The sequence below is a fragment of the Herminiimonas sp. GW821-FHT09C12 genome (assembly GCF_059416385.1).
The window spans coordinates 217,292-237,803 of record NZ_JBWKPC010000001.1 but is presented as its reverse complement, the minus strand read 5'-3'; the positions used below and the strand labels follow the sequence as shown (position 1 = coordinate 237,803).

Annotated in this window: 23 protein-coding genes and 1 tRNA gene; 2 read left to right on the top strand and 22 right to left on the bottom strand. The window is 50.2% G+C overall.

Features of this window, described 5'->3' with window-relative positions:
• Window positions 1-39 precede the first annotated feature (39 nt).
• The 12 genes from AC07N2_RS01125 to AC07N2_RS01070 all read right to left on the bottom strand — a co-directional run bounded on the left by AC07N2_RS01125 (window position 40) and on the right by AC07N2_RS01070 (window position 9,874).
• On the bottom strand, window positions 40-627 hold the full coding sequence (locus AC07N2_RS01125) for a 3'-5' exonuclease (RefSeq protein ID WP_494776638.1): 588 nt from the start codon (window positions 625-627) through the stop codon (window positions 40-42).
• Window positions 628-738: 111 nt separating this feature from the next.
• Window positions 739-960 (bottom strand): RNA-binding S4 domain-containing protein, encoded by a 222-nt coding sequence (locus AC07N2_RS01120; protein WP_076592300.1) that lies wholly within the window; start codon window positions 958-960, stop codon window positions 739-741.
• Between the two features lie 41 nt (window positions 961-1,001).
• Entirely contained in the window at window positions 1,002-1,283 is a 282-nt protein-coding gene (locus AC07N2_RS01115; RefSeq protein ID WP_494776637.1) for a hypothetical protein, read from the bottom strand.
• Window positions 1,284-1,329: 46 nt separating this feature from the next.
• Window positions 1,330-1,719 (bottom strand): MAPEG family protein, encoded by a 390-nt coding sequence (locus AC07N2_RS01110; RefSeq protein ID WP_494776636.1) that lies wholly within the window; start codon window positions 1,717-1,719, stop codon window positions 1,330-1,332.
• 103 nt (window positions 1,720-1,822) lie between these two features.
• Window positions 1,823-3,256 carry an exodeoxyribonuclease I gene (sbcB, locus tag AC07N2_RS01105; RefSeq protein ID WP_494776635.1) on the bottom strand — a complete coding sequence of 478 codons (1,434 nt, stop codon included), beginning with the start codon at window positions 3,254-3,256 and terminating at the stop codon, window positions 1,823-1,825.
• 37 nt (window positions 3,257-3,293) lie between these two features.
• Complete coding sequence (locus AC07N2_RS01100; RefSeq protein WP_494776634.1) at window positions 3,294-4,259, bottom strand: GGDEF domain-containing protein; 966 nt, start codon at window positions 4,257-4,259, stop codon at window positions 3,294-3,296.
• A gap of 10 nt (window positions 4,260-4,269) precedes the next feature.
• Window positions 4,270-5,133, bottom strand: a complete 864-nt coding sequence (locus AC07N2_RS01095) for an HDOD domain-containing protein (protein WP_494776633.1) — start codon at window positions 5,131-5,133, stop codon at window positions 4,270-4,272.
• 11 nt (window positions 5,134-5,144) lie between these two features.
• Window positions 5,145-5,462 (bottom strand): hypothetical protein, encoded by a 318-nt coding sequence (locus AC07N2_RS01090; protein WP_494776632.1) that lies wholly within the window; start codon window positions 5,460-5,462, stop codon window positions 5,145-5,147.
• Window positions 5,463-5,670: 208 nt separating this feature from the next.
• Entirely contained in the window at window positions 5,671-6,810 is a 1,140-nt protein-coding gene (locus AC07N2_RS01085; protein ID WP_494776631.1) for a GGDEF domain-containing protein, read from the bottom strand.
• Window positions 6,811-6,979: 169 nt separating this feature from the next.
• On the bottom strand, window positions 6,980-7,372 hold the full coding sequence (locus tag AC07N2_RS01080; protein WP_494776630.1) for a DUF2237 family protein: 393 nt from the start codon (window positions 7,370-7,372) through the stop codon (window positions 6,980-6,982).
• A gap of 73 nt (window positions 7,373-7,445) precedes the next feature.
• Window positions 7,446-7,847 (bottom strand): DUF2721 domain-containing protein, encoded by a 402-nt coding sequence (locus AC07N2_RS01075; protein WP_076594032.1) that lies wholly within the window; start codon window positions 7,845-7,847, stop codon window positions 7,446-7,448.
• 302 nt (window positions 7,848-8,149) lie between these two features.
• Window positions 8,150-9,874, bottom strand: a complete 1,725-nt coding sequence (locus tag AC07N2_RS01070) for a ClcB-like voltage-gated chloride channel protein (protein WP_494776629.1) — start codon at window positions 9,872-9,874, stop codon at window positions 8,150-8,152.
• Between the two features lie 212 nt (window positions 9,875-10,086).
• On the opposite strand from AC07N2_RS01070, the gene AC07N2_RS01065 reads away from it, so the two are divergent.
• Window positions 10,087-10,163 (top strand) — tRNA-Pro (locus tag AC07N2_RS01065).
• An 84-nt stretch (window positions 10,164-10,247) separates the two neighbouring features.
• Here the strand turns inward: AC07N2_RS01065 and AC07N2_RS01060 are convergent.
• From AC07N2_RS01060 to AC07N2_RS01045, 4 genes are all read right to left on the bottom strand, one after another.
• Window positions 10,248-10,754: a hypothetical protein gene (locus AC07N2_RS01060; protein WP_494776628.1), complete on the bottom strand. Its 507-nt coding sequence runs from the start codon at window positions 10,752-10,754 to the stop codon at window positions 10,248-10,250.
• A 117-nt stretch (window positions 10,755-10,871) separates the two neighbouring features.
• Window positions 10,872-11,435, bottom strand: coding sequence for a hypothetical protein (locus tag AC07N2_RS01055; protein WP_494776627.1), 564 nt, complete (start codon window positions 11,433-11,435; stop codon window positions 10,872-10,874).
• Between the two features lie 237 nt (window positions 11,436-11,672).
• On the bottom strand, window positions 11,673-12,062 hold the full coding sequence (locus AC07N2_RS01050) for a cupin domain-containing protein (protein WP_494776626.1): 390 nt from the start codon (window positions 12,060-12,062) through the stop codon (window positions 11,673-11,675).
• 146 nt (window positions 12,063-12,208) lie between these two features.
• Window positions 12,209-13,426 (bottom strand): MFS transporter, encoded by a 1,218-nt coding sequence (locus AC07N2_RS01045; protein ID WP_494776625.1) that lies wholly within the window; start codon window positions 13,424-13,426, stop codon window positions 12,209-12,211.
• Between the two features lie 95 nt (window positions 13,427-13,521).
• On the opposite strand from AC07N2_RS01045, the gene AC07N2_RS01040 reads away from it, so the two are divergent.
• A complete protein-coding gene (locus tag AC07N2_RS01040; protein WP_494776624.1) occupies window positions 13,522-14,469 on the top strand; it encodes a LysR family transcriptional regulator in 948 nt (315 codons plus the stop codon).
• 33 nt (window positions 14,470-14,502) lie between these two features.
• Here the strand turns inward: AC07N2_RS01040 and AC07N2_RS01035 are convergent, their stop codons facing one another.
• From AC07N2_RS01035 to AC07N2_RS01010, 6 genes are all read right to left on the bottom strand, one after another.
• Window positions 14,503-15,441 carry a nuclease-related domain-containing protein gene (locus AC07N2_RS01035; RefSeq protein WP_494776623.1) on the bottom strand — a complete coding sequence of 313 codons (939 nt, stop codon included), beginning with the start codon at window positions 15,439-15,441 and terminating at the stop codon, window positions 14,503-14,505.
• Entirely contained in the window at window positions 15,442-15,900 is a 459-nt protein-coding gene (locus AC07N2_RS01030) for a DUF2214 family protein (RefSeq protein ID WP_494776622.1), read from the bottom strand.
• A gap of 29 nt (window positions 15,901-15,929) precedes the next feature.
• On the bottom strand, window positions 15,930-16,586 hold the full coding sequence (locus AC07N2_RS01025; RefSeq protein ID WP_494776621.1) for a hypothetical protein: 657 nt from the start codon (window positions 16,584-16,586) through the stop codon (window positions 15,930-15,932).
• A complete protein-coding gene (locus AC07N2_RS01020; RefSeq protein ID WP_494776620.1) occupies window positions 16,587-17,456 on the bottom strand; it encodes a hypothetical protein in 870 nt (289 codons plus the stop codon).
• 202 nt (window positions 17,457-17,658) lie between these two features.
• The gene (locus AC07N2_RS01015) at window positions 17,659-19,407 is read right to left on the bottom strand and encodes a glutamine--tRNA ligase/YqeY domain fusion protein (RefSeq protein WP_494776619.1); all 1,749 of its coding nucleotides are present in this window, start codon (window positions 19,405-19,407) and stop codon (window positions 17,659-17,661) included.
• 225 nt (window positions 19,408-19,632) lie between these two features.
• Complete coding sequence (locus AC07N2_RS01010; RefSeq protein ID WP_494776618.1) at window positions 19,633-20,343, bottom strand: YoaK family protein; 711 nt, start codon at window positions 20,341-20,343, stop codon at window positions 19,633-19,635.
• Window positions 20,344-20,512 lie beyond the last annotated feature (169 nt).

The window sequence follows — 20,512 nt, the reverse complement described above, 5'->3', positions numbered from 1 at the left end:
TGATGACCCGTTTGCTAGCCAGCAGCATAGCATTACTATTTAGCTATCTGATGCTGTTGGTACGGGTAAATTTGGTTGTTGTCGCAAGGTTTGAACGGCCTTGGAAAAGACCTCATGCGGTATGTTGGTGCTCAGCTTCCGCCACAACTGCCACAACAAATCCGCATCGGCCAAAGCACGATGGCGGGCTTCAGGAATCAGCTCGTGACGGGTGATCAGCGTATCCAGATTATGTTTTTTCTCGGTAGGGAATAATGCACGCGATAGTTTGACGGTGCACAGCATTTCCGAGCGCAGTGCATGTCCTGAGCGTGCAAAGGCATGATGCAAAAAGCCGTAATCGAAGCGTGCGTTATGCGCGATGAATAATCCATCTTCCAAACGTGCGCGTACGGCATCTGCCAATATTTCAAACGAGGGCGCAGTCTCCACCATCTCGTCGCTGATACCGGTCAAGCCTTGAATAAATTCAGGTATAGGCCGGCCTGGATTAACGAAGGTCGACCAGCGATCAATGTTGCCATCAATACTGACGGTAACAATACCGATTTCGGTGATGCGATCGTTGAGCAGGTTTGCGCCTGTTGTTTCCAGATCGACAAAGATTAATTTTTCGTGTGGCGTCATGGCCTCATTGTCCCATGCCTGCCATCACTGCGTAGGCTTTTGCGATTGTGCTAAAGACAAGTTGAGCGCGCCATTCAAGGGCTGACATGATGAATAGGAGGGTGGTGCGACTTATGTTGCTGCGCGTACCTTGATGCGCACGTCGCCCAAGGCGACAACTTGTCCTGCACGGATTTTGCAGGTTTTGCGCAATTCGGTTTGACCATCTACTTTGACATTACCGCTGGCAACCATGACCTTACCGGCTCCACCGCTATCGCAGATGCCGACCAGTTTCAGCAGTTGGTTCAATTCGACATATTCGTCGTTCAGTTCAAATTCAAGTTGTTGCATGGTGTGCTGACTATTTAAAGAATGATGGGAGCGACGTACGCTTAGTTTGATTTGGCCAGCGTTTGTCGCGCATTATCCAGCCACATATCCAGTGTTGTCAGCAGATCGATCTGGCTGAAGGAGCAGCTCTCTTCAGTGAACAAGCTGCCTGCTTCCAGACGGCCGAGCATATCTTCCATCACTTTGCCATAAGGTGCAGGCAAATCTGATAGGAGAGCCGTTTGCGCGCGCCATGTTTGGCAGAGCGCGGCAACGGTGAGGCGATCTTGCCGAATGGCATCAAGAGACTCTTGCAGTCGTTGTAAGGTTTGATCGTGCGACATAACTATGAAGTAGAGAAAAGTGAAAAAACAGCGCCAACAAACTATGTCATGAAGCGCTATGAAAAACTGGAGTCAGGAAAAGCGCGATGACACACAGATAACCGATGAACCACGCGATGGAACGCAACGTAGCGCGATCCGTCAGATACAGAAATGTGTACACAAGGCGCGCAGCAATAAATGCTGCAGCCAGCATATTAATCGAATCTTGCGGTGCCTGTAGTTGTTGCGCGACTAGTACACCCGCAGCAAAGAATGGAAATGCCTCAAAGTGATTGCGATGAGCTGCATCTGCACGACCGCGTCGGCCTTCCAGTTTTTCCATCCAGCGTCGCGGTTCCGAGTTGTCGAAGTCAGGACGGCCCCATTTGGCGATAGCAACGGTGACGACGGGCATGATGCCGGCAATCAGAACACACCAGTAAGAAAGATGCATATCTATCTCCAATTAATGGCCTGAGCCCTTATCTGCCAGTGCACAGATTAGCACGGCGTGTTCAGCCGCAAGTGACAGATCGGCGTTGTGCTATGCAGGAATGTTATGCGCGACTTGGTGCGATCGCTTCAGCATAATCGTAGAGTGCACCGAGGATTTCTTCGCCGCGTTCATCGACATCTTCAGATAACTGGTCAATTTCAGCAAACAAGGTTTCTATTGTGCGGGCACCGCCTTCGCCATCAAACAGACGCGCAGCGCGATGTTCTTCCCAGCGCTGCACTTCTTCTTCAGAAAGCGTATGCGGGAAGTTGCGCGCACGGTAGCGCCAAACGATTTCTTCCAGGCGAGCATCGTTAAAGCTTGGCGTTGCCTTGGCTAATGCTTCCGGGGAGAGTGCGCGTAAATCTTGCAGCAAGCGTCGGTCATTATTGCCAACGAAACCGCCGTATAGATCTTCATCTACGTCCGGCGTTGCTTCCTGCGGGCGATGGAATACATCCTGCCAGATAGCACTCATATCCGGTGTGGCTGCTGCGATCTCCGCATGCTTGAGCGCGGTGGCGACATCGATGCCCCATTGTTCCGTCATCGCTGGTGACAGTGTTTTCAGATTATTGATAACGATGGGCGATTTATTCAGATGGATGGTTTTGATCGGCAGTCGACTTACACCTTCCGGCAAGGCATCGGTCTTGGTGAACATACGCATGCGTATGGTTTCTGCATCCAGTGTTGCCAATTCGGCAGGATCGACAGACAAGTCCCAGACGATCACTTCATTCTTGTTGGTCGGGTGAACTGCCAATGGCCAAACGATAGCGATGCAACCGCGTTCGGCGGGAATCATGCCGGTGATATGCAGAAAAGGACGACGCACCGGCAAGCCGATTTCCGCCGCGACTTTGTCTTTCTTGTGTAGACCTAAGCAGAAGTCGAACAGCTTGGGCTGACGATCACGAATCAAGCGTGCGAGTGCAATCGTAGCGCGTACATCGGACAGCGCATCGTGCGCAGCTTCATGCGCGATGCCATTTTCTGCAGTCAGTTGTTCCAATCTGAAGCTGGGACGACCATCTGGATGTTTAGGCCAATTGATGCCATCAGGGCGTAAGGCGTACGCAGTGCGCACGACATCGAGTATGTCCCAGCGACCGCAACTGTTTTGCCATTCGCGCGCATAGGGATCGATCAGATTGCGCCAGAACATGAAGCGCGTGACTTCATCATCGAAACGTATGGTGTTGTAGCCGACACCTATGGTGCCGGTTTGCGATAAGACTTTTTCTATCTCTGCGGCAAACTGATGTTCCGGTACGCCGCGTTCCAGACAGACTTGCGGTGTGATACCTGTGATCAGACACGATTGCGGATCAGGCAGGAAGTCGTTGGCCGGCTTGCAGTACAGCATGATCGGTTCGCCGATTTCATTCAGTTCGGCATCGGTGCGGATCGCGGCGAATTGCGCCGGGCGATCGCGACGCGTATTGATACCAAAGGTTTCGTAGTCGTGCCAGAGAAAGGTGTGCGTAGACATCGTGAAATAAAAATAAGTAATGAAGCGAGGCTTTTAATTAAACCGCGACTTGATTGCGCCCGGCTTCTTTGGCGCGATACAAGGCGGCATCTGCGCTTGCCAGCAAGCCATCAGCATCCTGCTGCGGTGCCAGTACGGCGACGCCAAACGATGCAGTAATGTGCGGCAAGGGGATACGCATATCGTCGAACACAACGGCCAGGCGCATGCGTTCGCACAGACGTTGCGCCACCATTGTACCGGCAACATCATTGCTGTCTGGCAGGATGACGATTAATTCTTCACCACCATACCGCACGGCAAAGTCGCTAGGACGCAGTGCTGCACTCAATACACCAGCGGCAGTACGCAAGGCATTGTCGCCAGCCAGATGGCCGTGTTGATCGTTGAATTGCTTGAAGTAATCCAGATCTATCATGATCAGAGAAAAAGCTTGGTTGGTACGATGTGCTTCTTCTATCAATACGGATAATTTATCGTTGAGCCAGGCGCGATTATTCAGATTGGTTAAGCCATCCACCATCGATAACTGTCGATAGAATTCACCGACTTTTTCACGTCGCCGCAATTTGGCATTGGCTGCACGCAGGCGGAATGATAGTTGGCGTAAAAGATTGCGTGCGACGCCATCTGCTTCATCTATCAGACGCCAGAGCGTGCTTGATTCAATCACCAGCAGATCAGTTTCCTGCAAGGCGATCAAAGTGCTTGAATGTGCTGCGTCGTCCAGTACGGATAATTCACCAACACTTTCGCCGGGTAGTATCTTCTCGGTGCGTACGCCTTGTGTTTCATCGATGAGTGTATTGCCGAGCGCGCCGCGCAAGACGGCATACACGCAGGCATCGCTATTGTGAGGCTGGGAAACGGTTTGACCGTGAAGGATGCGTACTACAGCGCATTGATCGAGCAGGGTGGCGACGACAGTATCGGTAATGCCATCGAATAAATGTAAGCTGCCAATTGCATAACCGGATGCGCCAAAGGTCGTAATCTGCTCCAACTTGTTCCTTCTATTTTTCTGTCAACAATACGCGGCTTACTTCATCGAACAACATTTCAGTTTCGTGAAAGACCTGCTGATAAACATCTTCACTCAATCCCAGCCCATTCCACGCGATCACTGAAATCGGCGGCACCAGATCATCTTCCTTGCCGGATAAATCGAGCGCATGCGCGATAGCATCGGCGATATGCACGATCGATGCCAGTGAACGCACTTTTTGCTGTTCAGGATGGTGATGGCCTGCAATCGCATAACGGATCGAATCGGAAAAATTCCAGTGTGCCGCCAGCGCTTCTCCAGCCATGACGTGATCGACGCCCATTACTTCGCGTTCTGCATCCAGCCATTGGCAATCGTGCAGATTGCGATAGGCGATCACCGCTTCGTATTCATTGCGGAAATAGGTGACCAGAACCAAGCGGCCGATATCGTGCAGCAAACCAGCGGTGAAGGCGTAATCCTGATTCAGATGCAGATGGCGTGCCAATACGCGTGCGCAGACGGCCGTTGCCACTGAATGACGCCACAAGGAAAAGAAATCGAAACCGGCGCAATTATTCGGCGGGAAGTATCCAGTCAGTGCGCTTGCCGTAACCACATGGCGCACCGAATCCACGCCAATCAGCGTAATCGCCTGCTGGATGGTCGTGACCTTCGATTGCAAAGCATAGAAAGAGGAGTTGGCAAACTGCAGCGTTTTGGCAGTGAGTGCCTGATCGAGAGAAACTTTTCTGGTGATGACATTGAGGTCGACATCATCCGGACCGACGTTTCTCATCAAATCCTGCACGATCGCAGGCAAGGCCGGCAGATCACGGATCTGACTGATGACCTGATCAAAATGCAATCTGTATGTACTTGTTTCGGGCATATCTATCGTCATCATTGTTCCCCCAGACGAAAGCGGCGGATGTAGGCATGCAGCAAGCCGTTCGCTTCCTTGTCATCTGATTTGCGGAACAGTCGTGCAAGTCTGGATTGAAAGCGATCGCGTTGCGCGGTTTCTTCTTCTTCCGTGAGTTCACCCATGAAGATGCGCAAGGAAACGACATTGTGACGACGCAGGGATTCTATCGTTTGTTCTGTCAGCATCACCCCTTTGGGCAATAGAACTTGTCCCTGCGTATCCAATAAATTATCTGCTAGCACCATACCGGGAACGATATCAGCCAATGCCAACTGTTGATGAATGATGCCCACGGTGTCTGCCTCTTTTATTGTGATCTAGGCTTAGCTTACCACCGGCTGTGCGATGTATCCATGGGGAAATAAAGATGGTGTTGCATAGGCAAAATACTGAGGAAAAATGAGGGTTTGCCGCCACAAAAGGAAACATCTCGCTGCATTATGCATTTTACAAATATAGCGAGATGAAAAAAGGGCAAGTGTTCAAGCGAGGGGATGGAACTTAGGCTGCGTACCGATTTCGCCCCAAGCCTTTTGCTTCGTATAAGGCTGCATCTGCTCGTCGGACTAACTGCTCCCACGAGCAAACGTCCTTCTTTGGTAAGGTCGTTAATCCCACGCTGATGGTGACAGGGTGTACACCGAGGAAGCGATAATTGTCTACCGCATCCACCAAACGTTGGCCGACAAGTGCGGCGTCGTCACGATTAACTCCTGGGAAAATGATCAGGAATTCTTCACCGCCATAGCGACCGACCAGATCGATGGTGCGGCAGGTTTGCTGCAGGATGGCGGCAACGTCCATGATGACTGTGTCGCCGGCAGCATGGCCGAACTTGTCATTGAAGTTCTTGAACATATCGATATCGATAAATGCAATCGTCAGCTCATGCTGCAGCCGTGCAGCGGATGCCAGGCTGTACTCGCCGGAGGCAACGATGGCGCGACGATTCAACAGTTTGCTTAATTCATCGTGCGTTGCCAGATGGCGGTTCTCTTCCACTATGCGTTCAAAGTACAGAAGCAGTAAGCCGATGGAAAACAGTACGGTGCCAACAGTTGGTAGCAGATAGGCAACGGCGATCTCGAACGTTGAGCGAGTAGGCGGCAAGTATTCGCTTACCTGCAGAAGGGCAATTCCTATACGCAGAATATTGCCTATCATCAGCAGCACAATCGCACCTGGCGCCAGTGCTTGAACAAATGTTTTCGGTGGGCCGTTTTGTCCTTGCCAGATCGCGTGAAAGCTCAGGCCAAGTAATAGCAATATTGTGAAGGAGAGAAGAATCGAGCGTCCTTGAGGGCTAGATTCCAGCGTGACCATAATCGCGAGCAGGATGATGAAGACGACGACGATGGCCCATCCCCATTTTTGCGGTTGTTTTTTGTAAAAAGCTTGAATGCCATGCCATTGGAAGACCAAGCCAATCATGATCGCGCCGGTTCCGTTGAGGATAAAGGCGGGTCTATTCAGTCGATTATTTAATATGGCGATCAAGACGCCGAAGGCGATCCAGACACCAGACAATGCCCAGTATTTTGTGCATTTTTCGGAAGGGGCGGCGTAAAAAACACCAGCCATCACCAATGCAATACAAAATTGCACAAGGATTAAAGCGATGCCAGCGGTCAACGAATCCATACTTTGCCTGACGATCCGTTTAAATGAGTGTTGGGTTAATTTGCAGGGTGGAAATTATTCTAACGGATTCTTTTCAGAAATATTGAGGAGTATCTTGGCATTTTGCGACAACAATCATGTTGATTGTCATATTGATAAAGCTATCGGTGCTATATGGCCTGAGAGTGGCCTATTCTTCTTCCCGGATCGGATAAGCATACTTGCGTAAATCATCCAGGCTCACGATTTCCAGTGCAGTCTGGTTGGTGCTCTCCAACACCACTTTAGGTGCCACACCCGCACTCCATGCTTCTACCCAGCGATTGGCACATAAGCACCATTGATCGCCCGGCTTCAGGCCAGGGAAACCCCATTCCGGACGCGGCGTCGAGAGATCGTTGCCACACGCCTTGCTGAAAACCAGAAAGGACGCCGTCATCACAGTGCAAATCACATGCGTACCGACGTCATCTTCATTTGTCTTGCAGCAGCCATCACGGAAGTAGCCGGTTAATGGCTTGAAAGAGCAGGGAACCAATGGTTCGCCAAAGACGTTTTTGGCAAGTGGGAGAGACGGTGGCATGTGAGTAATCGAGAGAAATGGACGGCAAATTGTGCAGCGCCGACTTTAACACGGTCGTTGCACGGTAGTGTGATCAGTCGAGTTCTTTCAGACTTTGTTCCATATCTTCCATCTCGATTTCGATGGCTTTGGTGCTGATGATGATTTCGTACAAGGACACCAGCAGCGACAGCACCAGCATGAAGATGCTGAAACCGAAGATCACCTGCGCGATAAAGATCAGTTTGATGAAGACCAGGAACATCGACAGTGCGCACAGGATAAAAGCGCCGACGCCCATTTCCTGCATGCGGCGGATCAGCATCACGCGTACGCGTAAATTGGCAATTTGCCGACTTACCACGTCGTGCGCACGTTCCTGATACTTGACGTGCAGTTGTCGTATTAATTGCGCGATAACCAGAAAACGGTTGGTATATGCCAGCAGCAAGAGCGAAATAGCGGGGAAGAGCAGAGCAGGTGTAGTCAAGTCCATGAGGGTGTCCAATGGTAATGGATATAAAAAGGCCGATATCGTTGTGGTTCAACGATGCCAACTGTAACGCAAGAAATACACCAGATCTGATAAGCCCAGATGCAAAGTTGACGTTGTCGTTGCTTGTACTGAATTTTTAATGCGGCCATTTGCATGGCGATATCAAGTCGATATTGTAATGAAGAAGCCTGACACAGTGATTACGTTGTAGGTCCTAGTTTGATAAAAAACAGTCCGGCACCGACTGCCATCAACAAGCTATCGAAGAAGCGATTCTGTTTTTTTCACTGCATCGGCTTACCTTAACTCAATCGGTAGTAGGCATCCAGCAGCGACGTTTTATAGATAGCGCCCAGCAGCACTGGTTTTCCCACGCTTTGCACTATCGGCAAGCGCTCGCCCTGATGTTGCAGAAAGCGTTGCAATGCCTCGCTGAGCGACATTTCTGGCGTGATTACGGGCAGGAAGTCGTGACGCAAAAAGTCGGCTGCTGTTTTGTCTGGATGCGCCTGCTTGTCCATTAGTATCAGCGTCAAATCCTGCAAGGCAACTACTCCTTGATAGAGATTGGCTGCATCAACGATATAGAGATATTTGGCGGAATGCTCGATGAAGATGCGTGTCATATCTTCCAGCGATGCAGTCAGTGGCAACACGGTTTCTGCAGGCTTGATCAGGTCGCGCATCTGGGTTTGGCGCAGGCGCAATTTCTCTTTTTCTTCTTGATTGCGCTTGATCACGATCTCGTACATCGATGTGCCATCGATGCTGCGTGCAATGAAGTAAGCCACCACGCACGACAGCATCAGCGGCAACATGATCTGATAACTCAAGGTCATCTCGAAGATCATCAGGATCGCCATCATCGGTGCGCTGGTTGCCGCCGCGAGGAATGCGCCCATGCCCACCATTGCATAAGCAAACGGTTGCGATACCGCACCCGGCCACAACAACTGCATGCCAAGTCCGAACAGATAACCCATCGCCGCACCCATGAACAGCGTAGGTGTGAACACGCCGCCGACCGCACCGGAGCCAGTTGTCAGTGCGGTCGCCACCAGTTTGAATGCCAGCACCATCAATACTGCCGACCACACCCATTGCTCGTGCAAAAGTGAGTTCACCACGCTGTAACCGTTACCCCACACCTGCGGTACCCATACCGACATAATGCCGACGAGCAGGCCGCCGAGGCCGAGTCGTACAGGCAGCGGCAATCCACTTTTCTGGAATTGGCGTTTAGAGAAATCAAGTATCCGGAGGAATTGCGGTGCGCAGATGCCGGCTAGTATGCCCAGCCCGATGAACAGAATGACTTCAACATCTGCAATCGCCTGAAAGGTGGGCATTTCATATGCAGGTTGATAACCGGGGAACTCGCGCATTGTGATGTTCGCCACCACCGCCGCGACCAGAACCGGGCCGAAGCTCGACATCGCAATCGAACCCAGCACGATTTCAGTAATAAAAAATGCACCGGCAATCGGTGCATTGTAGGCAGAGGCCAGACCAGCAGCCGCGCCACAGGCCACCAGCAGGCGCAGGCGCGATGGTTCAAAGCGGCCGATACGTCCAACTACAGAAGCGCAGGTTGCAGCCAGTTGCACCATCGCACCTTCGCGCCCGATGGAACCGCCCGACACTATCGTGCATAAGGATGAGATGCTGCGCAGCAGATTTTGCCGGACAGAGAGATGACCATCGCCGACGACGACAGCTTCCATGTAATCGGATTTTGCTTCCTTGGCATAACGTTTTGCCAGCACCAGAAACACGCCGGCAACGATGCCGCCTGCAGTGGGCAGAAGCACACGCATTTCCCATGGCAAGACCTTGGCCATTTCTACCAGTGAGCCGCTATGTCCGACCAGTAACCGTTGCAGTCCGGCGAGACTATCGCGAAAAGCAATCGTCGATAAAGCACCGATGACGCCAACCACAGCGGCGCACAACAGCATTAGATGCGCCTCGGATAGACGGAACAAACGCTTCAGATAAATGGCGATGTCGCGTAACAAGATCGGCATGAACGGGCAATCGATAGAGTTAAATGCCAGGGAATTCTGTGATTAGCTTAACAGGATGTGAGGTCGGATACGAGCAGGGCTTTATGTCCGCCTTGCTAGTTGTAGCTCGTCATTTCCTAGATTGAAAGCGGAAATAACTAGTTCTAAAATAAAGTCGAGCAGGATCGTCAGCAGGACGTATGTGCTTCCCAAATCTGACGATCAAGCCGAGTCGGGGTGTAGCTCAGCCTGGTAGAGTACTGCGTTCGGGACGCAGGGGCCGGAGGTTCGAATCCTCTCACCCCGACCATCGTTGATGGTAAGTCTTTAGGATGATGTGCTCAATAAAAAAGAGCGACGTAATTGTCGCTCTTTCTAGGCCGTTGAGTGGGAATTATCTCTTCAACTCCGGTGCATCGAGCATAGCTTTTTGCATTTTCAGCAAAGCATCTTCTGTGGCACGTTTCCCACTCAAAGCAAAATCTTTCTTGAACTCATCAAATTCTGCAGCACCTTCCCCTGTTACTTTTAGTGATGTGATTTTATTTCCCGTTGCATCAGAAATGTCGCAAGTTAATTCAACGCTGAATTTAGTGGGCGGCCAAGTGAATGCGCTGGGCGATGATGAATTTGTCACTAGTGTTGGAATTACGATATAGCTGATCTTATTTTTGCTAATAGCATCTACATCTTTTGCATCCTTTAGTTTGCTTACATTACCAAAGACGTTATCTAACATTTTGTAGAAGGCTATTTCTATGTCTCGATATGGTAGATAGCTGACTTTATCGCCACCACCTCCAGGCGTTGTGACTTCCTTGATTAATACATCGTTGGCAATGTAGTAACCGGCGTTCTTGTCAGTTGCTTGTCCTGATGTCGTAGCTGTAATTTTGTCCATGTTTGGAGAGATAACAAGTGGACGTGCGCAACCAGTAAGGACTGTCGCTACAAGCAATGCGGAGAATATAGTTTTGATAGACATATGATGGGTATAAGTGATTGGCAGTTAGTATTTTTATTTAAGCGCGGAAGTGAATGCCGGATCTGCATAAAGTGCCCCCAGCAATTTTTGCACGGCGAATGAATATTCCTGAACAGCGCGAGGAATCGCTACGGCACCGGCAAATGAGGAGGGAAATTCATGTCGCGCAGATTTCACTTGCTCATAGACTACGCTGCCACGTTTCTTGACGATGAAGCGTGCTTCTACGATGGCAAAGCCAGTCGTAAAATTAGATGTATCCAGATCGTTCTTCAAAAGGACGCCGGATATTTCCACAGTTGCATCTGCTGATAGTTTTTGCGCTAGCGTTAGCTCTTGCTTGATAGCTTCTGCCAGATAATTGGCATAAGAGCCTTGGTATGGAGAAGCTAAGGTAGAGCCACGGATGCTAATCGGATTTGCATTGCCTGGGCCATTGGTGGAAGTGAAGTTGCCGATCTTGGTGGTATAACTGCCAGCATCCTTGAGAGCCTGGACATTATCGAGTGAAGGCGTGTACTGAGGAGCCATCATTGAGCAACCGGTACTCAATACGGCAACTGCCAACGCCATTAAAGCGGTGCTTAATCTAAACATAATCCATCCCTGATTATTGAAATTTATTTATTGTTCTGACTTTGATAAGTACAAATTAATGGTGTTGTACAGTCTCCTTTGAGTTGGATGAATAAAAGAACGACCTAAAATTGTTTAAGACACATAAAAAATACGCAGCGGAGAAACTATCACTGCGGCTGTGTTTTGGCATCCCATAAATTAGGGAGTTTTTCGAATTCGTTTACGATTTAAGTGGATTAAAGATAAGTTTTTATCTTATTTACTCGTTCTGACAAACAAGGTCGTCAACGGAGTATCACCAACGACGCGGCTGTTGTGGCCGTGTACCGTGCTGTCGAACGTTGCACCTTCAGGCAACACATCATTGGAGAAAAAATGATCGCCAGCCTTGAAGATGCGCTTGCTGCCATCGCGCAAGCCGATTTCCATTTCACCACTCAAGACAACCAGCCATTGCGCAGTCGTCGTGCAATGAAAATCGCTGCTCACGCCCGGTGGGCTGTGACGTACTTGAAATCCATCGGAGGGAAATAGTTCTGACAGCATGGCTTTAGGCGAGCCGCCGGGCAGGGCGATGTCTGCTTCACGAAATTTCGCAAAGCCGTCGGTGTCGGTGTAGAGGATGACGTTTTTAAATGTACTCATGCTTGTTCTCAATAATTGAATGGTGCTGCACAAAACAAAATGTCCGCTATCAGACAATAGCGGACATCTCATCAAGAGCGATATCGACCGGGTATGTTCAGTCGATATCCTAACGCATCTTATTGCGCAACAATCACGGCAACAACTTATGTTTTGCTTCCACGCAGCAAGCGCACCGCCAATGCACCTAATGAAGAAATCGTCGCCAGTGCCACAACGCCAGTCCAGCCCCATTGCGCCAGCATCAGGCTACCTAACGCTGCGCCGCTGGCCATGCCGATGAACATGCCGGTAAACAACAGTGCATTCAAACGGCTGCGCGCACCAGGATCAATCCCATAAACCATCGTTTGATGCGCAACCAAAGTGGCTTGCACGCCAAAATCAAAACCTATCGTACTCACGACTATCAACGCCAATTGAATATGCGGCGGCACCAATGGTGCGAGCAACATCACGGCAAACGATACGGCAGCCAAACCAGCGCCGATGCGTGTAACCAGCTCAGGGCCGCGTCTATCCGCAAGACGACCAGCCAACGGAGCAGCCAATGCGCCCGCAGCGCCAGCCAAACCAAAAGCACCTGCCGCAGCGCTACCTAAATGGAAAGGTTCGCCATGCAGCATCACCGCCAGCGTCGACCAGAACGCACTGAAGCCAACCGCCAGCAAACCTTGAGCAAGCGCGGCCTGACGCAATGCGCCATGCTGACGCCACAACTGGATCATCGAGCCGAGTAATGCGCCGTATGCCAACTGCGTTGTGGGTTTGAAGCGTGGCAGTCCGCGCCAGATAGCGACTGCAATCATCGCGACACCGACTGCAGCCGCAACATACACAGAGCGCCAGCCGAATCGTTCTGCGCCAAAGCCACTGATCACGCGCGATAGCAAAATGCCGAGCAACAAGCCTGTCATCACCGTGCCGACGATTTTGCCGCGATGCGATTCCGGTGCCAGTGTTGCCGCAGCAGGCACGATGTCTTGCGCCATCGTCGCCGTCAGGCCGATGACCAGACTGGTTGCGAGCAGCCACACAATGCTGGGAGCAAGGCCACTGAACAACAGTGCCAATGCAAGCAAGCCCGCCTTCCACAAAATAATGGTGCGGCGGTCGTAGCGATCCCCCAAAGGTGCCAGCAGCAGAATCCCCATTGCATAGCCCAACTGCGTCAAGGTCGGCACCAAGCCGATCATGCGATCGCTGGCATGGATGTCCGCACCGAGCACGCCCAACATAGGCTGACTGTAATAAAGAGAAGCCACGCTCAAACCAGCGCCGGTAGCCAGCAGCAGAATCAGGGAAGGCGACAATGCAGCCTTTTCTGCATTCTGGCTTGTATGTGTGGATTGAATAACCAACATGATGAATCCTTGTATATAGCGATGTGTTGCATTCTCCTCGCAGTGATTCTTCCATGGTAGTAGCTCTAAACGTACATTTGTTATACGCTTAACGCATGAAAGAATCGGGAAATCCAGGCGTAGACCGCATCGAGCTGATGCAAACCTTTGTCCGCATCGTCGAGGCAGGCAGCTTGTCGGCTGCGGCCGAACAACTCAAAACCAGTCAGCCCACGGTCAGCCGTCGCTTGCAGGCGCTAGAACGCAGTCTGGGTTTGCGCCTGCTGCAACGCTCCACACACGTCATGAAGCTCACCGCCGATGGTGAGCGTTGCTTTGCGCATGCCAAGGATTTGCTCGATAACTGGAAAGAGATGGAAGCTGATCTGCGCGGTACGCAGGATGAGCCGGAAGGCACTTTGCGCGTGCTGGTGCCGCACGCCTTTGGGCAGGAGCATCTGATCAAGCCACTGGCGGATTACCTCGGACGTTATCCACGTGTTGCTGTTGAATGGATGCTGCATGACCGTCGCCCCGACTTTATCGCCGAAGGCATCGATTGCGCGATTCAGGTTGGCGTGGTCGACAATCCTTCCGTGGTCGCGATCAAGCTTTTCGAAGTGCCGCGCATCGTGGTGGCATCGCCGCAATATCTGAAGGGCAATTCACAACCTTTGCAGGTAGAGGATTTGCACACGCTGCCGTGGCTGGCTTTCCGTACTTTTTATCGGGAAGAAGTGATGCTGACGCGGCAGTCGGATGGTGCAGAACATCACTTCACCATACAGCCGCGCATGAGCACAGATAGTTTGTACGCATTGCGCACTGCAGTGCTGGCGGGATTGGGCGCGGGAATCATTTCAGCATGGCTGGTCGCTGACGATATTGCACAGGGACGCTTGGTACGCCTCGCAACTGAATGGAATGCGCCGCCGTTGCCAGTGTATCTGGTGTATCCACATGCGCGCTACTATCCGGCGCGCTTGCGTCTGTTTCTGGAAACCATACGGGCGATGCAGCCCTTGGGCCAAGTCCCGGAAGTCGTCGTCAAGAAGAAACGCTAACGACAGTGACGTGAGCGAGTTTGATTGTGTTATTTATTCTGATAAAAAGGGCTTGGATGCCTTTTTATAATTGACAGGTTCAATGTCACGGCAACGTTGCTCGACCTGATGAACGATGCTTTTGACTCTTGCAGGATCTAATGGTGTTTTGGTTGTGGCATTTTTAAAAATACTACTGACATTCTTTCCACTGATGACAAGCACATCGCTACGATTTGATGTTGTGACAAACCAGCCAGGAAAAGCCAGTACAGGTCGTGCATCCACGACTTCACCAGTCGCCTTTGATAGCCAATCTTTCAGCCACTTGGCATTTCTTCGTACTTGATCAATTGGTTCGGTTTCTTTATGGGATGGGAAGTTGAGCGTTTTTCCGTCGAACTCCATACGCGCATTTTGTTTCTTATTTGCTTCCGCATACTTGACGCGGCTTTTTGTTTCTATGCAAAACACGCCTGCGGACGAAACTACTACATGATCAATATTGAAATTCTCTGCTTGCAGATCATGGAAAACATGTGCGCCGTCAAGCATCAATAAATTCAATTCAGAGCCAACTGCACTTTCTGCCTCATAACCTTCGCGGATTTTTCGGCGTTGGTTTGTAATTTTAATGAGTTTGAAAACCACATAAATTTCTAATCCAATAGTTGCTAAAACATGAATTGCGGTCGTAATAGATGCATGTTCTTTTCCTAAAAAATAAGGAACTGAAACATGCATAGCAAAAATAAATACCGGGATAAACCAGATCAGGAAGAAGTTGGCCGCAACATCAAAATTAATATCTTCCAGTTTCTTGACCAGTGCATGTCCGGGGCCGCGTAACAACTTTGACGTCAAAGGGGAGTAACGATGTTTGTTCTTTCTCTGTTGATAAAACACGATGCCCGATGCCAATACATAAAGTATTGCAACGCTTACCACCATCGGTAACAGAGAAACTATTGTGGGCGTCAATGAGGTGAGCATTTACGAGCCGAAATATCCGATGCCCTTGGCAGCCATCGCTGCGCACAGGATCATCAATCCAAGCAGAGTCAGTTCCAGATGGATGATGCCGCGCAGCTTGCGGTTCTGTGCATCGCTCAATTCAGGTACGACGCCTTGCTTCAGCGATTTATTCCATTTCAGGAAAGTCATGGTTGGATGGATGGAGATCAAGCCAACGATGATGAAGAGCGCGATCTTGATGATGAAGGGCGCGCTATGCATGTAGTAGTCAGCGCCTTTTTCAAAATACATCACGCGCAAACCGCCGATGATAATGATCAGGCCAGCGGCGACGCCGTAGATGGCGTCGTAGCGCTGGATCTTTTTCGCAGAGGTCAGCGTTAGTGGCTGCTTCAGCAACAGCATTTCGAAGGCAAGCATCAAGATGATTGCCAGAAAGGCGATGTGATGACAAAAGGCGACTAAAGCATTTGACATTAGATACCTATGTTTATGAATTGATGAATTTACATCTGGTGGGATGATTCATTCATTCTGATTTCTTTAAATTGACGGATTATTTCAGCGGGCACTATATCGCGAAGAAAAGTCAGCATCATTAATAGACTGATCCCATAAAAACCAATTCCCATCAAAATTATAGAAAGAATTATGTTCTTATAATTTGTATCTAGAAGCTGAAAATATGCGATCGGAATTATAACTACCCATATCTCACATAGAGTTTTAAGTAAGCGAAATCGCTTAATTGCTTCCTTTTCTTTTTTTAATTTTTCTTTTACTAAATCGTTAGGTAAATCCAGGTTCGTTGACGCAATCACTTCAGCAAAATCCATGAGGGATTTTTGAAGTGGTTTTGATAATCCAAATTGAATTTTTTGAAGAAGAATCCAGTTCACCTTACTGCTTAGCCATGGAACAAAATAGAATGCAACTAAAGCAGAAAAAAGAAAATCTCTAATTTTTAACTCGCTCGATATTTCAAGTAATAAATTCGGGATGTCATGCAAGGTCTTGGTTTCTAAAGCTGCGATAAATAGACAAAAAAAGTTAAAAGAAAATAAAAAATTCAATATAACGAAAATAATAAAACGATGCCATTCTAGAAGTGGCCTTATTTTCGACCATAACTCTTCCTGAAATTTTTCGCTTAATTTTTCCATTTATATGAATTTTAGAAAGACAATATCACCACGATGCGAATCGAAGGCGCCGTACACTGCTAAGGGAGCTCCGATAAAGCGGAATGGCGTTTTTGTAAGATTGAATTCATTGAGTTGATGAGCATCATTTTCTATAAAGACGGATAGCTTATGTTCAGATTTTGATGCAAGACTAAAAAATTTTCCAGAGTAGGGAAATGGGCCAATAGCACTTTCTTCTAAACCTTGTAGCACGCCTTCATATATGGTTTCCGGCCCTAATCGTTTCTCTCTAGTTATTTTTGAAAAGCGTTTGCTGATGTCCTTGTTGAACATATATTCACGGCTTCTCTGATTGTCTCTGAGGCTAAGTGTTATTGACTCATTATCGGTAATTGCTGCAGAACGTAGAGGGGCGATTAGATTGTTGAGGTCGGAAAGTAAGGCGGCTTCAAAGTAATCTCTTTCGAGTTGAAAGTGATCGTCTAATAAATTTTGGTGAGTCGGTCGTGGTAGATCCATGTTCGCTCGATTTATAGCCGGTTCTATTTGATTTGTCAGTCGTTCACTTTCGAGGTTAAGCTCTGCTGCTGCCAATCTATACGGCTGATCCAATACACCTCTTATTTTTGAAGCGACATCATTTAATAACGGGCCAACGAGTGGCACGCGAATGCTTCCTTCTGTAAAAGGCAGAACTATAAGGTCGGCCAATGCATATTCATTGGCGCCCAGTTGAGAATATTTCTTTAACGTGCCGCGTCGTTCAAAAATGACCGCCTTATCGACAGCACGTTGCAAATGGCTTAAAGAATGTGCAAGTGTGCGAGCAGTAATTTGATGGTCAGGTGCTAAACGACCGGTAAAGTGCAGTTCTATATTCTCAGCCATCTATGTCCCCGTTTGTAGCGCCACTGTTTTGTTGTTCGTGATCTGATGTTATTCCCGCGAGCGAGTTACAGGTTATTTGTTGTCGTAATGCAATGTGGAATTATGGAAATTTAACATGCGTGCTTTAGGATTGATACCCCATAAAATCCCCAAAAAAAAGCGGAGGCTAGTTCAGCCCCCGCTTTTTTAGTTAAAACTTGTTTTATTTCCCCCAGCTATCTTTCAAAGTCACCACCCGATTAAACACAGGCTTCCCAGCCTTGCTGTCTACGCGATCCGCAACAAAATAACCGTGACGTTCAAACTGCAATTTCTCATCCGGTTGTACTGCTGATACGCCAGGTTCTACAAACGCTTTCACGATTTCTTTCGAGTCAGGATTCAAGGCCAGTTTGAAATCCTTGCCACCTGCATCTGGATGCGGGTCGGTGAAGAGGCGGTCGTACAGGCGCACTTCGGCTTCCAGTGCGTGTGCGGCGCTGACCCAGTGCAGATTGCCTTTGACTTTGTAGTTGGCCGAACCTTCGGTGCCGGATTTGCTGTCGGGGAAGTAGGTGCAGTGGACGGCGGTGATGTTGCCGTCTGCATCTTTGTCCGCACCCACGCATTCAACCACGTAGCCATAACGCAGGCGTGCCTTGTTGCCGGGGAAGAGGCGGAAGTAGCCTTTGCTTGGCACTTCCATGAAGTCTTCCTGTTCTATCCACAGTTCTTTGCTGATAGGGAAGGTACGATTGCCACGTTCAGGATGATGCGGATGCACTGGTGCCGAGCACTCAACAGTTTCACCTTCCGGGAAGTTGTCGATGATGAGTTTGAGCGGACGCAGTACGGCGATGGCGCGTGGTGCTTTTTCATCGAGGTCTTCGCGCAGTGCACCTTCGAGCACGCTGTAGTCTATCCAGCCGTCGGATTTGGTGACGCCGGTGCGTTCGCACATCAACTGGATCGCTTCCGGCGTGTAGCCGCGACGGCGCATGCCGACCAGGGTAGGCATGCGCGGATCGTCCCAACCTTCGACGATGTTTTCTTCAACCAGTTGGCGCAGCTTGCGTTTGCTGGTGACGATGTAGGTCAGGTTGAGGCGCGAGAATTCGTATTGATGCGGCAGCGGCTTGGCGAAGAAGCCGCCTTCGGCCAGGCGTTCCAGCACCCAGTCGTAGAACGGGCGGTGATCCTGGAATTCGAGCGTGCAGACCGAGTGCGTGATGTTTTCAATCGCATCTTCAATCGGATGCGCGTAGTCGTACATCGGGTAGACACACCATTTGTCGCCGGTGCGGTGGTGATGCGCGTGACGGATGCGGTAGATGGCCGGGTCGCGCAAGTTCATGTTTGGCGATGCCATATCGATCTTGGCGCGCAGGATGTGTTCGCCATCCTTGAATTCGCCGGCCTTCATGCGGCGGAACAGGTCCAGCGATTCGGCGGCAGGGCGGTCGCGGAAAGGCGAGTTCTTGCCCGGCTCACCGAAGTTGCCACGGTTCTTCGCCATGTCTTCGGCGGATTGGCTGTCGACATAGGCGTGGCCTGTGTTGATCAGGTATTCGGCCATTGCATACAACTGGTCGAAGTAGTCGCTGGCGAAGTAGAGATGTTCCTTTTCGCCTTCTTTCCAGTCAAAGCCCAGCCATTTGACGCTGTCGATGATGGTGTCTACGTATTCCTGTTCTTCCTTGGTCGGATTGGTGTCGTCGAAGCGCAGGTTGCAGCGGCCGGCGTAGTCGCGCGCGAGGCCGAAGTTGAGGCAGATCGATTTGGCATGGCCGATGTGCAGGTAACCGTTAGGTTCCGGCGGGAAGCGAGTGATGACTGTTGGCAGCGGCTGGCCGTCCTTGCCCACACGTTTTTCGTGTTTACCGGCGGCGAGATCGGCTTCGATGATGGCGCGCAGGAAGTTGGAAGGGGCTGGTGTCGGATTGGTGCTGCCGTTTTTTGAATCGTTGCTCATGGATACGTGTTCTGGGCTTGGTAGCGCAATGTTAAGAAGTAAAGGGCATTTTACCGTAGCAGGTGGAGTATTTGAGCCATAAATGGCTATGTGTCGTTTGCTGTCGCTATTCCCGTGGCGCTGGATGCTGTTTGTGCAAGGGAATGGGTGCTATGAAAATCCCCGCGACAGCGTGTGCGGGGATGGATATTGCGAGGACGGTTTTGAAAGCCGGATACGGAATCGTCAGGCGACCTGCTTGGACTTGTGTATTTTTTTGATCATGCCGCGCTCGATATACATCAGGTAGAGCAGGATGGCGATGGGCAGCAACAGCGCCAGAAAACCGGCATAGGAATAAGCGAAAGCCGCGCCGACCGCGCCTACACCGAATGCGAGGACTGGCCACAGGAATTTGATGCAGCGTTGCTTGATCGTCTCGTCAGCGGCACCGCGCAGCACGTCCACTGAATCGATGACGAGTTGAGTGACGTTACCGGTCATCATGGCGGTTGGTGCGAGATGTGAGAGCAGCAAGCGGCCACAGGCGCTGTGCGTGCCCATCGCCATCGCACCGATGACACCGGCAGCGACCGCCATATCGGATGGTTCTGTGCCGATAGGACTGGCGAGATAGCCGAGCACCATGAAGGCAATCAATAAAACCAGTTGCAGGATGTAGGCGTACCACAAGGCATGCTGGCCGCGCTTGAGCAAGACGGCAATCAGCAGGCGGGCAATCACGACGCCAAAGATGAAGGCAGGGAAGGCGAGAATTTTGAGTAACAGCGGTCCGCCTTGCGGATGCGCCATTTCTGCACCGATCAAGACAAAGTTGCCTGTGACGTGTGCAGTAAATAAACCGAACAGTGCAACGAAACCTAATGTATCCACATAGCCGGCGAGAAAGCCGAGGCTGGTGTTTTGAACTTTGTGACGCATCTCACTACGCTTCATCGATCCTCCAGTACTTGATCCATGCGACATCCTGCATGCTAAACATTGCTCCTTGGACGGTACAAACAGTCCAGAGTTGCGCACGATTGCTAAAGCATGAATCGTGCGCAACTCCGGGGTCTGTCAACAGCCTGAAACAATGTTCTCATAAAGCAGTGACACTGGCGTT